This is a genomic window from Microbacterium sp. AG1240, assembly GCF_003635115.1.
Classification (GTDB): Bacteria; Actinomycetota; Actinomycetes; order Actinomycetales; family Microbacteriaceae; genus Microbacterium.
Map to the genome: position 1 here is coordinate 1,670,018 of NZ_RBXJ01000001.1, position 13,452 is coordinate 1,683,469.

Annotated in this window: 16 protein-coding genes; 10 read left to right on the forward strand and 6 right to left on the reverse strand. The window is 70.0% G+C overall.

Annotation, left to right across the window (positions count from 1 at the left end):
• Genes DEU34_RS07890 through DEU34_RS07900 form a run of 3 tightly spaced genes read left to right on the forward strand, consistent with a single transcriptional unit; the run spans position 1 to position 3,190 of the window.
• Positions 1-1,035: an LLM class flavin-dependent oxidoreductase gene (locus DEU34_RS07890; protein ID WP_121149523.1), complete on the forward strand. Its 1,035-nt coding sequence runs from the start codon at positions 1-3 to the stop codon at positions 1,033-1,035.
• Positions 1,036-1,060: 25 nt separating this feature from the next.
• Positions 1,061-2,410 (forward strand): MFS transporter, encoded by a 1,350-nt coding sequence (locus DEU34_RS07895; RefSeq protein ID WP_121149524.1) that lies wholly within the window; start codon positions 1,061-1,063, stop codon positions 2,408-2,410.
• 18 nt (positions 2,411-2,428) lie between these two features.
• On the forward strand, positions 2,429-3,190 hold the full coding sequence (locus DEU34_RS07900; protein WP_121149525.1) for an SGNH/GDSL hydrolase family protein: 762 nt from the start codon (positions 2,429-2,431) through the stop codon (positions 3,188-3,190).
• On the opposite strand, the gene DEU34_RS07905 is transcribed toward DEU34_RS07900, so the two are convergent.
• Complete coding sequence (locus DEU34_RS07905; protein ID WP_121149526.1) at positions 3,174-3,737, reverse strand: dihydrofolate reductase family protein; 564 nt, start codon at positions 3,735-3,737, stop codon at positions 3,174-3,176. The genes DEU34_RS07900 and DEU34_RS07905 overlap by 17 nt on opposite strands.
• A 241-nt stretch (positions 3,738-3,978) precedes the next feature.
• On the opposite strand from DEU34_RS07905, the gene DEU34_RS07910 reads away from it, so the two are divergent.
• Positions 3,979-4,233, forward strand: a complete 255-nt coding sequence (locus DEU34_RS07910; protein WP_121149527.1) for a DUF6458 family protein — start codon at positions 3,979-3,981, stop codon at positions 4,231-4,233.
• Positions 4,234-4,248: 15 nt separating this feature from the next.
• Here DEU34_RS07910 and DEU34_RS07915 read toward each other — a convergent pair whose 3' ends face one another.
• Positions 4,249-4,710: an ASCH domain-containing protein gene (locus DEU34_RS07915; protein WP_121149793.1), complete on the reverse strand. Its 462-nt coding sequence runs from the start codon at positions 4,708-4,710 to the stop codon at positions 4,249-4,251.
• A 127-nt stretch (positions 4,711-4,837) separates the two neighbouring features.
• Between DEU34_RS07915 and DEU34_RS07920 the strand changes: the two genes are divergently transcribed.
• Positions 4,838-5,950 (forward strand): hypothetical protein, encoded by a 1,113-nt coding sequence (locus DEU34_RS07920; RefSeq protein WP_121149528.1) that lies wholly within the window; start codon positions 4,838-4,840, stop codon positions 5,948-5,950.
• Positions 5,951-6,001: 51 nt separating this feature from the next.
• Here DEU34_RS07920 and DEU34_RS07925 read toward each other — a convergent pair whose 3' ends face one another.
• Together DEU34_RS07925 and DEU34_RS07930 are read right to left on the reverse strand one after the other, a co-directional pair.
• A complete protein-coding gene (locus tag DEU34_RS07925) occupies positions 6,002-6,922 on the reverse strand; it encodes an alpha/beta hydrolase (protein WP_121149529.1) in 921 nt (306 codons plus the stop codon).
• A 34-nt stretch (positions 6,923-6,956) separates the two neighbouring features.
• Complete coding sequence (locus DEU34_RS07930) at positions 6,957-7,298, reverse strand: YciI family protein (protein ID WP_121149530.1); 342 nt, start codon at positions 7,296-7,298, stop codon at positions 6,957-6,959.
• A gap of 103 nt (positions 7,299-7,401) precedes the next feature.
• On the opposite strand from DEU34_RS07930, the gene DEU34_RS07935 reads away from it, so the two are divergent.
• Positions 7,402-8,052 carry an alpha/beta fold hydrolase gene (locus DEU34_RS07935; RefSeq protein ID WP_121149531.1) on the forward strand — a complete coding sequence of 217 codons (651 nt, stop codon included), beginning with the start codon at positions 7,402-7,404 and terminating at the stop codon, positions 8,050-8,052.
• 156 nt (positions 8,053-8,208) lie between these two features.
• On the opposite strand, the gene DEU34_RS07940 is transcribed toward DEU34_RS07935, so the two are convergent.
• Complete coding sequence (locus DEU34_RS07940) at positions 8,209-8,436, reverse strand: hypothetical protein (RefSeq protein ID WP_121149532.1); 228 nt, start codon at positions 8,434-8,436, stop codon at positions 8,209-8,211.
• 146 nt (positions 8,437-8,582) lie between these two features.
• On the opposite strand from DEU34_RS07940, the gene DEU34_RS07945 reads away from it, so the two are divergent.
• The gene (locus DEU34_RS07945; RefSeq protein ID WP_121149533.1) at positions 8,583-9,158 is read left to right on the forward strand and encodes a GNAT family N-acetyltransferase; all 576 of its coding nucleotides are present in this window, start codon (positions 8,583-8,585) and stop codon (positions 9,156-9,158) included.
• A gap of 64 nt (positions 9,159-9,222) precedes the next feature.
• Here the strand turns inward: DEU34_RS07945 and DEU34_RS07950 are convergent, their stop codons facing one another.
• Entirely contained in the window at positions 9,223-9,870 is a 648-nt protein-coding gene (locus DEU34_RS07950; RefSeq protein WP_121149534.1) for a TetR/AcrR family transcriptional regulator, read from the reverse strand.
• An 85-nt stretch (positions 9,871-9,955) separates the two neighbouring features.
• On the opposite strand from DEU34_RS07950, the gene DEU34_RS07955 reads away from it, so the two are divergent.
• The 3 genes from DEU34_RS07955 to DEU34_RS07965 are packed head-to-tail and all read left to right on the forward strand — an operon-like array spanning position 9,956 to position 13,448.
• Positions 9,956-11,758, forward strand: a complete 1,803-nt coding sequence (locus DEU34_RS07955) for a carboxylesterase/lipase family protein (protein ID WP_121149535.1) — start codon at positions 9,956-9,958, stop codon at positions 11,756-11,758.
• Positions 11,759-11,796: 38 nt separating this feature from the next.
• Entirely contained in the window at positions 11,797-12,984 is a 1,188-nt protein-coding gene (locus tag DEU34_RS07960; protein WP_121149536.1) for a serine/threonine-protein kinase, read from the forward strand.
• A complete protein-coding gene (locus DEU34_RS07965) occupies positions 12,984-13,448 on the forward strand; it encodes a hypothetical protein (protein ID WP_147424024.1) in 465 nt (154 codons plus the stop codon). The genes DEU34_RS07960 and DEU34_RS07965 overlap by 1 nt, the downstream gene beginning before the upstream one ends.
• The last annotated feature ends 4 nt before the right edge of the window (positions 13,449-13,452 follow it).

A 13,452-nucleotide genomic window follows, 5' to 3' on the forward strand; every position in this document is an offset into this window, starting at 1 on the left:
ATGGACGCAGTGGAACTCGGGCTCGATACGTTCGGCGACATCTCTCGGGGTGACGACGGCGCTCTTCAGAGCGACGCGCAGACGATTCGGAACGTCGTCGAGCAGGCGGTGCTCGCCGACCAGGTGGGGCTGTCGTTCTTCGGCGTGGGGGAGCACCACCGCAAAGACTTCGCAGTGACGAGCCCCGAGATCGTTCTGGCCGCGGCCGCTGCCCGAACGACGTCGATCCACCTCGGCACCGCGGTCACCGTGCTGTCGTCGGACGACCCGGTGCGCGTGTACGAGCGGTTCGCCACGCTCGACGCCGTCTCGAACGGTCGCGCCGAGGTCATCCTCGGCCGGGGCTCGTTCATCGAGTCGTTCCCGCTCTTCGGGTACGACCTGCGCGATTACGAAGTGCTCTTCGAGGAGAAGCTCGACCTCTTCTCGCAGCTCCTCCATGAGAAGCCGCTGACGTGGTCGGGAACGACCCGTGCGCCGCTCGACGCGGCCGACGTCTACCCGAAGACCGAGAACGGGCTCACCGCCTGGGTCGGGGTCGGCGGCTCGCCCGAGTCGGTCGTCCGTGCCGCGCGCTACGGCTTCGGGCTGGTGCTGGCCATCATCGGCGGCCCGTCGCACCGGTTCGCGCCCTTCGCCGATCTCTACCGACGTTCTCTGAAGTCGTTCGAGCGGCCCGCCCTCCCGATCTCGATCCACTCACCGGGCCACATCGCCGAGACCGACCAGCAGGCCTGGGACGAAGCGTACGAGGGCGTCGCCGAGCTGAACAACGTCATCGGCGCCGAGCGCGGGTGGCCGACGTACAACCGGCTCCGCTTCCAGCACGATGTCGGCCCGGAGGGCGCTCTGTACGTCGGATCTCCCGAGACCGTCGCGCGGAAGATCGCAGACACCGTGCGAACGATCGGCGCATCCCGCTTCCAGATGAAGTTCGCGAGCGGGTCGCTCGCCCACTCCAAGCTGATGTCGAGCATCGAGCTCTACGGCACCCGGGTGCTCCCGCTCGTTCGTGACATGCTGGCGTCCGACTGAGCCCGACGACTCTTACGCTGGTTCCATGAGCGACGCCCCGCCGTCCACCGCCCCGACCATCTCGGAGCAGCTCGACGACCTCCCCTTCACCCGTCGGCACCTGAAGATCCTCAGCGGATCGGGTCTCGGCTGGGCACTGGACGCCATGGACGTCGGGCTCATTTCGTTCATCATCGCCACCCTCGCGGTGCAGTGGAGCCTGCAGCCGGGGGAGACGGCGTGGATCGCCTCGATCGGCTTCGTCGGCATGGCCATCGGTGCGAGCGTGGGGGGCCTCTTGGCCGACCGCTTCGGCCGACGCCAGGTGTTCGCCCTCACGCTGGTCGTCTACGGCATCGCGACCGGCGCCAGCGCGCTGGTCGGCGGACTCGTCGCTCTGCTGGTGCTGCGATTCTTCGTCGGACTCGGCCTCGGCGCCGAGCTGCCGGTCGCCTCCACATATGTCAGCGAGTTCGCTCCGGCACGCATCCGCGGACGCGTCATCGTCGTTCTCGAGGCGTTCTGGGCCGTCGGATGGACCGCCGCGGCGCTCATCGGCTTCTTCGTCATCCCCACGTCACCCGACGGGTGGCGCTGGGCCTTCGCGCTGGGCGCGATCCCGGCCGCCTACGCCCTCATCGTGCGCTGGGGTCTTCCCGAGTCACCGCGGTGGCTGGCCCGTCGAGGGCGCGCGACGGAAGCGGCCGCCATCGTGGCCGATCTGCAGCGATCAGCCGGCCGCCTGCCGTCCGCGCCCCCGCTGTCCGACACGAGGCCCGCCGCGGCGAAAGACGCCGGGGGGCGTCTAGCGGCGCTGTGGACCCCGGAGTTCCGACTGCGGACCGCGAGCCTGTGGGTGCTCTGGTTCTGCGTGAACTTCTCGTACTACGGCGCATTCATCTGGATTCCCACCATCCTCGTCTCGCAGGGGTACGACCTCGTCCGGTCCTTCGGATTCACCCTCGTGATCACGCTCGCCCAGCTGCCCGGTTATGCCGTGGCCGCCTGGCTGATCGAGGTCTGGGGGCGCCGCGCGACGCTCGCCGTCTTCCTCGCCGGCTCCGCCGTGTCGGCCGTGCTGTTCGGGACGGCGACCGGCGAGGTCTCGGTGATCGCCGCGGGCATGGCCCTGTCGTTCTTCAACCTGGGCGCCTGGGGAGCGCTCTACGCCGTCTCTCCCGAGACGTACCCCACGTCGCTTCGTGCGACCGGATCGGGCTGGGCGGCCGGCGTCGGGCGGATAGCGTCGATCCTCGCGCCCCTGTCGGTGCCCCCGCTTCTCGCGTGGGGCGGCGCGCCGCTTCTCTTCGTGGTCTTCGCCGCGTTCTTCGCGGTGGCGGTGGTGGCGTCGTTCGGCGTCGCGGACCACCGCGGCCGCGCGCTCGACGACCGCTGACGCACCTAGGCTGAACACGTGGCATCCGTTCGTTTCGTCGCCATCGGCGACTCCTTCACCGAGGGCGTGGGCGACGAGCTCCCCGACGGCACCGTCCGAGGATGGGCCGATCTCGCGGCTCAGGGGTGGGCGGATGCGGCGGGGGAGCCCATCTCCTACGCCAACCTCGCGATCCGGGGCAAGCTCGCGGGCCCGATCGTCGAGGAGCAGCTCGAACCGGCACTCGCCCTCGGGCCGACGCACCTGTCGTTCAACGGCGGCGGCAACGACATGCTCCGCCCTCGGGCCGACATGGAGCGCATCGCCGACCTGTTCTCGCGCGTGAAAGACCGGTGCGACGAGGCCGGCGTGCAGCTCATCTTCCTCTCGGGCGCGAATCCGTCGTTCCACCTGCCGCTCGGCCGGGTCGTCCAGCGCCGCGGCGACCTGCTCTCGGAGGCCGTGCTCGCGCGCGTGTCGGATCGATCGGACATCGTGCGGGCCCTCAACTGGCCCGACACGGAGTTGTCGCAGGGGTCGTACTGGTCGCCCGATCGTCTGCACATGAACGAGCGGGGCCATCACCGTGTCGCCGCCCGCGTCATCGACGCGCTCGGCCACACGCCGCCGGCCGAGTGGTGGTCGCTTCCCACCCGCGACGGGGTGGTGGTGCCGCGCGGCGCCGCGTACTACCGAGAGCACGTCGCGCCGTGGGTGCGACGACGACTGACCGGGCGGTCGTCGGGCGATGGCCGTCAAGCCAAGTTCGCCGACTGGGTCGAGCTCACCCCCGCGGGCTGACCCGGTACACGATCTCGGCGAACTGCCCTCGCTGACGCACCTGCTCGAGACGGAGCCGGTCGGCTTCGAGGCGACGGGGGAGCAGCGGCCTCCCCGACGGCAGCACGACCGGGGCGACCGAGAGGCGCACCTCGTCGAGACGGTCGACATCCGCGAACTGCCCGACGAGGTCGCCGCCGCCGACGATCCAGACGTCCTTCCCCGCGGCCGCGGCGACGACGGCCTCGACCCACTCGGCCACGGGTCCTCGCACGAAGGTGACGTCGGCGCCCTCGGGGGTGGGCAACGGACGATGGGTGACCACGAAGCACGGAAGCGATCCGTACGTCGCCGCCCATGAACCCGGGTTCGCCTCCTCGTCGTTCGCCCACACCCATTCGTATGTCGTCGCTCCCATGACGAAGGCTCCGACCCCGGCGAGGAATCCCGCGAAGTCGTCGGCGGCCTCGGGGGCTCCCGGCACGGCGAACAGCCAGCCGAGCGAGTCGGCGTCATCGGCGAGGAACCCGTTCAGAGTGGTGGCGGTGTTGTAGACGATCCGGGTCATGGTCGCCAGGGTAGAGCGAACCTCCGACACGGAGCCGCCGCGAGGCGCTCGCACACCGTGAGACATCCCTATCGGCTGAGACAGCCCGCCAGGCGCGATGTGTCGGCCGATCGCGATGTCTGACCCGTGGGCCCGCGGTCACACCCGCAGCATCCGGCCCGTGTCAAGCCCTCGCCGCCACCGACCCCTGCCTGTCATCGTGTCGGAGTGCGGCACGTGCCGCCTCGAGAGGAGAGCTGTCATGAGCATCGGAGCTGGAATCGCGCTGTTCGTCATCGGCGCCATCCTCGCGTTTGCCGTCAACGTCGACGTGCCGGGGGTCAACCTCGACATGATCGGCTACATCCTCATGGGTGCCGGCGCGCTGGTCTTCCTCATCGGCATCATCCTCATGGCGCGTCGCCGTCAGACCGACACCGTCACCCGCACCGCCGTCGACCCGGCAGCGGGGGAGCGCGTCACCCGCCAGACCACGCGCTCCGACGACACTCTCTGAGGGTCTCGGCCCGGATCACTCCGGGTCTGCCAGCGCGGGCGGCCACACCACCGCGAATCGCTCGAAGACGATCTCGTCTTCCTCCGACCACTCGCGACCCTGAGCCTCACTCACGCGTGTCCAGTAGACCCGGTGCTCACGGCGCCAGCTCTCCAGAGTGAGGTCGTCCTCGCCCTCGTCCGCTGCGAAGGCGGCATCGGCGGAACCGAAGGTGCCGATCCTCAGTTCGACACTGCGGATGACGACACGAGGAACACCGCGGCCGTCGCATGCGATCCAATGCGAACCGATGCGCGGAACGGGGTCGCCTCGTTCGAGGAAGTCGCTGACCAGCTCGGACGTCGCACGCTTGCGACCCGAGAGCACATGCGCGAGGAGCTCATCGGCGAGGCGTACCGAGTCGCCGAAGTGCTCGATCGTGTACTCCGGCGAGGCCGCGACGGCCTCCGGGTGCGCCGCGGCGTAATCGGCCCACATCTGCTCTCCGGCGCGGCGATCGGGCGGGGCGACGGGCTGAGAACTCACCGCACAATGGTGCCACGGTCGGTGGTGATCCTCCGCCGGGTGCTGGCGGTCACGACGACCGACACGTCACACTGACGCAATGAGCCTCACCGCCCCCGAGCCCCGCGCCGCCGCTCCCCGACGCGCCGAATCGGAGGCCACCGTCGCCGCGTTCGCCATCGGAGCGCTCGGTGCCGTCTACGGGCTGATCCTGGCGATCGTCGAGCCGGGCGAGATGCTTGCGGACGGCGCCACCTCGTTCGCCCTGTGGGCCGCCGTCGCCAGCGGCCTGGGGGCCGCGGCGGCATCCGCTGCCGGGTATTGGCGCTCACTGTCACTCACCGGGCAGGAGTGGCGAGGCTCGCTGCCGGCCTGGAAGCTCATGGCGAACACACTGTCGGTCGTGATCGTGCACACGGTGCTGGCCTTCATCGAGACCTACGTGATCTACCGCCTGATCGGGCTGGGCTTCATCGGGCTCCCCGTCGGCCCGGTGTGGTCGGTCGTCATGATGGCGGTGACGGTCGGGCTGACCGCGCACCTGGTGTACCTCTCCGTGTCGAGGATGAACACGCAGCGCATGTCGTCGCTCCTGCGCACCTTCATCGCGTTCGGCGTCTTCACCGCCATGATCATCGCCCCCGAACCCGACTGGTGGAAGGTGCACTTCAGCCACCTCGGAACGTTCCACGGCGATCTCTCCAGCGTCTTCTTCAACGGCACGCTCATCGCCGGCGGTCTCCTCGTGACCACGTTCGCGGTGTACATCGCCCACGACATGGCGGCGCTGGTGACGGGCGGTGTGCTCGCCTCACCCCGCTCGCCGCGCATCGTCTCCACACTCTTCGTCGTGATGGGCGCGGCCTTCGCGGGCGTCGGCATCGTGGCTGTCGACGTGAACCGCCTGTGGCACGACATCTCGGCGCTCGCGCTGGCGGCGATGTTCCTCGGGACGCTGATCGCCGGGCCGTGGTTGCTCCGTGGGATGCCGCGCAGCTATTTCGTCTGGTCGTGGACGATCCTCACCGCGGTCGTCGCATCCGGTCTGGCGTTCGCCACCGGTTCGTTCTCGCTCACCGGCGTCGAGATCGTGGTCTTCGTGCTCATCTTCGGCTGGATCTCGCTCTTCGTGCGATCTCTCGGTGTCGCGGGGCACGACGCAGCGGCGCCTGTCGCAGAACCTCGCGCCGACGGTACTCCCGCGGGGTACTGACGGGCGAGCCGTAAGCCCCATGCGCGCCCCACCGCCGACGGATCGCCGGAGCTATATCCGTCGATCACCCGCTGGCCGAGCGGCAACCGCTCGACGGACGACGTCGACGATGTCCGCGCGGGCCCGGGCACCGACCTGCGTCGGCAGCAGCGGGTAGACGTGCACGTGTCCCTGTGCCTCGTGCAGATCGATGTCGACGCCGGCCGCGGTCGCAGCATCCACCAGCAGATGCGCGTCGGGATTGAGCACGTCGCGCGTGCCCGTGAACAGCGTGAGCGGAGCGAGCCCCGCCATCTCTCCGAAGACCGGACTCACCACCGGGTCGGTCAGCGCGCGCTCGCCGCGCCAGAGGTCGGCGAGCACCCTCCCGCCCGGGGTCGCCAACCACGGGTCGCTCGGCTGCACCTCGGGGATGCGGGGGTTGCTCCAGGTGAGGTCGAGCGCGGGGGAGATCAGGATGCTGCCGGCCATCGCGACACCCGCGTCGCGCAGCGTCTGCGCCGCCGAAAGCGCGATCTGCCCGCCGGCAGAATCGCCGGCGAGAACCGTGGTTCCGTGGCGCGAGATGCTCCGTTCCACGAGCGCGACGACACCGTCATGAGCCACCGAGGCCGTGCCGAACGGGACGAGGGGGTAGATGGGAACGGTGACGGCGACACCCGATTCCGCCGCGAGCTGGGCGATGAGCTGCCAGTGCTGCGCGACGATCTCGTTGACCCACCCGCCGCCGTGCACGTAGACCACGCCGCCGGACGGCTCCCGGTCGCGCGGGGCGACCGTGTAGACCGGCCAGTCGACGTGCTCGACCTCCACCCGCAGGTCGGCGCGCAGGCGCGGGGGAGGCCCGTACGCGGAGGGTCGCAGCTCGCGCTCCCGCACACGTCGGCGCGCTCCGTCGGCGGTGACGAAGGTGCGGTTCGCACGCAGCATCCGAAGGACGACGGGCACGACGGGAGCGGGGACGGTCACCATCCGTCCATCCTGTCGCAACGGGTTCGGCCCGGCATCAGCTTTCCGGATCGTCGGCGAACGCCCGCAGTTCCTGCGCGCATCGGCAAGCGTCGGCGAGTTTCGCCGCCCATTCCACCGCGGCCTCGCGCGACGGCAGGTTGAGGACCGCGTACCCGCCCTCGAGCCGCGCCGTCTGCGGATACGTGCCGGGAGTGACGGCGCCGCCGTCGTCGACGAGGACGGGCGGGACGCTCTCGTCGATCCCGCCGCCGAAGACCCAGACACCCGCCGCCTTCGCCTCTCGAACGACGGCATGCGAGGCGGCCGAGACGGCGGGCAGGTCTTCCGCGGACACCTGCATCGCCGCAGTGGGGAAGGAGATCAGATACTTCGTCATCGGGGGCTCCTTGGACTTTGCGTGCGTGCCTGCACCCGCGACCGTATTCGCGGTGCGCGGGCGAGGCAAGGGCCGTTCGTGTCACCCCGAGTAGCGTGTGGGGATGACCGGATACGACTTTCCCGTCGCGTGGTCGACCCGGAGCGTCACGGTGAGGGGAGCCACGATCACGGCGCAGGCCGCGGGGGAGCGGTCCGCAGATCCGGCCGTCCTGCTCCTCGGTGGCTCTGGGCGCGCGAGCCACTGGTGGCCGGACGCCTTCTGCGCGGAGCTGGTCGATGCCGGGGTGCGAGTGGTGCGCTTCGATGCGCACGACGCGGGGGAGCCGACCATCCCGTCCGCCGGCGGCAGCGGGTTTTCGGCCGCCGATCCCGCCGGCGATGCACTCGCGGTGGCGGATGCCTTCGGCGCCGCCCACGTCGTCGTGCTCGGCGCGTCATCGGGCGGCGTCGTCGCCCAGCACCTCGCGGCGCAGCATCCCGATCGCATCGTCGGCCTCGTGCTCATGTCGACGACCGCGGCGGACGACGTCGATCGGTCGGCTCTGGCCTCGCGGCCGTCGGTCGTCGTTCACGGGACGGCTGATTCGACATTTCCGCTCGCGGACGGCGAAGCTCTGGCCGAGGCGATCGACGCGCCGATGATCGTGCTGACCCACGTCGGCCACGAGCCACCGCCGCCGCGCACGTGGCCGAGTCTCGTCCCGGCCATCCTCGGCGTGGTGCGAGACGCACGCGACGGGGAGGGTCTCTGAGGCGGACTGCGGGCCTACAGCGGGGCCAATCCATCAATACTGACATAATGTGCATTATCGGTAACTACGGGCTAACAGGGGTCGGCGTACGACGCGCACGATGTTCGGCCTCCTCGAACCTGAAGGCGGGACTCCTGAACGCTGTCCGAAGGCCGACTATTCGCCCGCACCCGCGGGATCCGAACCCCGACGGAAGATGACTCGCGCGAGCAGCGCGGCGCCGCCGACGACACACAGCCAGGCCATTCCCCAGGCGGCGAAGCCGAGTACCGGGTTCGGATCGATCCAGGCTTGAACCGCGCTCGTCCCCTTCAGAAGCATCCAGGCGAGAAAGACCCCGATGAGGACGATGCCGCTGACAGCGAGTGCGAGCTGCTTTCCCATGCCTCGAGGTTACCGGCGCGGCCGCAGCCGACTCCCGGAAACACGTCCTGGACGCACTCTCGGGTTGTGAGGCGACCGTTCCCGCTCGGACGCCTGACGCGGGTGAATACCTGCCCTGAAGAGCCGCGGCGACTACGCTGCTCGCCATGGCCGACGTGCGCATCCTTCCGGTGACGACAGAGCACTTCGCCGACGCCCAGCGGGTGCTGAGCACGAACTCCGACGGGAGGTCATGCCAGTGCCAGTGGTGGATGCTGACGAACGCCGACTATCAGCGGAATACTGCCCACGGTCGCGCAGAGATGCTGCGCGCTCAGATGGGTGCGGCGGTCGCGCCCGCGCTCATTGCCTTCGTGGGAGACGACCCCGCCGGCTGGGTACGGGTCGGCCCTCGGCCGGCGCAGGTCAGGCTCGCTCGCACCAAAGAGTTCGGCGCCGCCACCCCACCGTGGGATGACGGCGGCGTATGGGCTGTCTCGTGCTTCGTCATCCGTGAGCAGCACCGCGGCCGCGGCCTGCTGGCACAGCTGCTCGACGCGGCCGTCGATCATGCCCGCGCGAACGGTGCCACGGTCGTCGAGGGTTATCCGCTCGATCCGGAAACGGCGCGACCGCCGTCCGACAAGCTCTTCCGCGGAGTGCTCTCGGTCTTCGAGAAGGGCGGCTTCGAGATCGTCGCCCGCCCTCAGCCGGGCCGCGCCATCGTGGCACGGACGCTCTGAGTTCCGGCGTCGCACTCCCCCGGGATCGGGTGCGACAGCTGCCTGACGAGAGCCCGCGACTTCTCTATGTTCTCCGCTGTTCCTGCGACGCACCGCGGGAGTCGACCGTGAGCCCGCGGATCACTGCCGCGACGGTGAGTCGCTGCGTGAGCGCACCGGAGACGTCGACCGGCGCCTGACTGACAGCTCCGACATGGGCTGCGACGATGGCCTTCGCCAGGACGGCGGCATCGACGACGGGTACGCGGTGGTGCACGGCCGCGAGGGCGATGAAGCGGTCGCCGAGCTCGCGCCCGACCTGGTCATCGTCGAGCACCATTCTCGCGGCGAATTTCGGGTCTACCGCAGCTCGCGCCAGCAGGACGGAACGCAACGAGAACCAGTCACGACTGTCGGGCAACGCGTCGAGGAGAAGACCGACGGCTTCGTCGAGGGTCGTCGCCGGGCGCTCCTCGGCCAGCTGCGTGTCGAGTGCGTGGTGGAGGCGCTCCCACACCCTTGCCGCCTGCTCTTCGTGGAGAGCGAGGTAGAGCTGGTCGACGCCCGTGAAGTTCGAGTAGAACGCGCCGCGGGTGAACCCAGCCCGGGCGCAGATGCCCTCGACGCTCTGGCTTATCGTCCCGGTGCTCTCGAACAAGACCGCGGCAGCCTCGAGAAGACGCCGGCGAGTCTCGCCCCGACGCCGCACCGAGGTCGGCTCGTCTTCGTTCACCCCGCCAGCTTACGCGTCGCTTTGCGCGAGCGAGAGGCATTGAGTACGGTTCGTACTGAATGCAGAATGTATCGAAGGGCTTCACATGACTGACCAACGACGACGCGGATGGCTCTGGGCGCCGCTGGCAGCCGTCGGAGTGATCGGGGCTGTTCTGGCGTGGCTCAACGGGGCGCACTGGTGGGGGTGGGCCCTCGTCGGTGGGGCCGTGGTGCTGGCCGGGTTCGCCGCGAGACTGTGGCGGCGCCGGCGCTGGTTCATCCAGGGGGCGGCATGGATAGCGTCCGCCGCCGTCATCGGAGGCACGGCCCTCGTGGCCGGACCGCCTCCGGCCTCGCGCACTCTGGAAGGCCCGCATACGGATCCGGTGGCGACCGCCCAAGGGGACGTCATCGGGGTGAGGGACGACGCTTCCGGGGTGGACGCGTTCGCCGGCATCCCCTACGCGGCTCCCCCCGTCGGACCCCTGCGTTGGGAAGCGCCCGCCCCCGCCCTTCTCCGGCAGTCGCCCCTCATCGCCGACGACTTCGGTCCTTCTGCCATCCAGCCCGAACCGACCTTCTTGACCCGGGCTGCGACGCGCGTGCTCGATCTGCCGCTCGAGGACACGCTGCTCGGGGGATACGAGACGGACGAGGACAGCCTGCGTCTGAACATCTGGAAGCCGAGCGGCGCTGCCGATACCCCCCGCGCCGTGCTCGTCTACCTGCACGGCGGCGGCTTCGTCGCGGGCTCGGGCGCACTCCCTGCCTACGACGGCGCTGCGCTGGCATCGCGCGGTGACATCGTCGTCGTCACGATCAACTACCGTCTTGGAGTGTTCGGCTTCCTCGCCGGCGACGCGCTCGGTGGCACGACGACCGGCAACCAGGGCCTGCTCGACCAGATCGCTGCTCTCCGGTGGATACAGGACAACATCGCCGCCTTCGATGGCGACCCGGATCGCGTGACGGTCGCCGGCGAGTCCGCCGGATCGGGCAGCGCCTGCATCCTGGGGGCCTCGCCGCTGGCCGCCGGCCTGCTCCACGGCATCATCGGCGAAAGCGGAGGATGCTTGGGCACTGCGGGCAATCGCGAGGAGGGGGACCTCTACGACGAGCCCTCTGAAGCTCGAGACGCTGCGCGCGAACTCAGCGCCGCGCTCGACGGGGCGAGCCTGGAGGAGATGCGGGCCATGCCGGCATCTCGTATCGCATCGGCCGCGAAGACCCTCTCCGCGCACTGGTGGCCGTCCATCGACGGCGATGTGCTGCCCGACACGCCCTCATCCATCTACGCGGCCGGGCGTCAGAACGATGTCCCCCTTCTTCTGGGGAGCAATTCTGACGAGACGTCTTTCGATCTGGTGAGCGGTCTCGACTCCGACCCGGATACGTACGCCCGGGAGGCTCACGAGCAGTACGGCGACGACGCCGACCTCTTCCTCGAGCTGTACCCGGGTGACGATGCGCAGCAGGTCGTGGCGTCGCGCATCAGCGCCACCACGGACCGATCGATGACCGCTCCTATGCGCGAATGGGCCCTCGCGGCAGCTGAGTCCGGACAGTCGGCCGTCTACTCCTACTATTTCTCGCGGACCCCGCCCGACCCGAAGCTGGAACGCTTCGGTGCCTACCACGGCGCGGAGGTCATGTACGCATACGGCAACCTCGGCGCAGACGGCGACGCCGACTACACGGACGTCGACGTCGAGCTCGAGCGCGAGATGAGCGAGCGCTGGATCGCCTTCACCACCCAGCACCACCCGAACACTCCCCATCGCGCGGGCTGGCCCACCCTTCAGGAGGCCCCCGGGCTCGTGCTCGAGTTCGGCGACGCCACCTCGGTCGCCCCGCGCCCCTCTGCCGCCGCCGTCGACTTCTGGCTGGGCCGCGGAGAGAAGCCGTGATGGAAGAGTCGCTCCGAGCGCCTGTCTAGAGTGGAAGCGTGACAGCGCCCGACTCCCCCGCGGACGCCGACGAGCTTCTCGACGGCCGCTACCGCCTCGAGACGGTCGTCGGTCAGGGCGGCTACGCGCGGGTGTATCGCGCGATCGACACATCGCTCGGACGCCGGGTCGCCGTCAAAGTGTTCACCGTCGAGGCAGCCGACGAGCGCGATCGCAGGCGACGCGAGTCCGAGACACGACTTCTCGCCGGCCTCAGCCACGAGTCGCTCGTGACCCTCTTCGATGCGAGCCTCGAGGGCGATCCGTCCTATCTCGTCATGGAGTTCGTCGACGGCCCGACTCTGCGCACCGCCATCGCCGACGGCCAGCTCCCTCCGCGGAAGGCGGCGCGCCTGGCGATCGAGCTCAGCGAGGCCCTCCAGGTCATCCACGCGGCGGGGGTCGTCCATCGCGACATCAAGCCCTCCAACGTGCTCCTCCGCCCCGCGCGCACCGAGTTCGGAGAAGACCGGGCAATGCTCGCCGATTTCGGCATCGCGTCCCTCGTCGACTCCACGAGACTCACCGGCACCGGCACGCTGGTCGGCACCGCGGCCTACCTGAGCCCCGAACAGGCTCGCGGCGACCGGGCGGGCGCAGCATCCGACGTCTACTCGCTCGGACTCCTCCTCCTGGAAGCACTCACGTCCGAGCGCGCCTTCGCTCAGCAGACGCCGCACGAAGCACTGGCAGCGCGCATCGCCCGCACTCCTCAGATCCCGCCGCATCTGCCCGCCGACTGGCGTGCACTCCTGAGCGCGATGACCGCCCTCGAGCCCTCCCACCGACCCGACGCGGCGGCTGTCACCCGTGCCGCGCGACGGATCGAGAACGAGGATGCTGTGTTCTCCCCTGCCGTGTTCTCCCCTGCCGTGCCCTCCCCTGCCGCACCCTCTGGTGCCGCGCGGAGCCCGGAGCTCACCGGCGCCACGGCGGTGCTCGAGCCCGGTGCGACCGCGGTGCTCGATCCCCCTACGCGCGTGCTCGATCAGGCGGCCGATGCGCCCGCGAGGAGCACGCCCCCGCGCTGGCTCTGGTGGGCGCTGGCCGCCCTCGTGGTGGTGGCGATCGCCGCCGCGATCGCAATCTTCCTGTCCACGGCCGCCTCTTCCCCGCCCGATCCGGCATTCCCCCCTCTCCCCGATCCGTTGAGCTCGCACTTCGACGACCTCTGGAGCACCCTGTGATGCGCCGCGCCGGGCTGCTTTCCGCCGTCGCGGTCGCCACGGCGATCATGCTCGCGGGGTGCTCCCCCGCTCCCGAGGACGGCTGGCGCGACCAGGTCTCGCGGGCGGCCGAGCAGGCCTCGTCGGGCGACTACGCCGCCGCCGACGCAACCCTCGCCGCCGTCGAACAGGCGGTGGCGGCCGCTCGCGACGACGCACGGATCGATGGGACACGAGCCGGCGAGATCCTCGCCGCCGTCACGACCGTGCGAGCCGATCTGTCGACACTGGCGACGCCGACTCCCGCGCCGTCGGAGTCGGCGCCGGCGGTGGAGAGCACCGCCCCGGCATCCACTCCTGCGCCCGAGGAAGCGGACGAGGACGAGCCGGCCCAACCCGATACCGGTCCCGGCAACGGCAACGGCAAGCCGGGACCGAAGGACGATAAGGGCAAGGGACCCGCCGACGAGGGAGACGACGAGTGAGCTC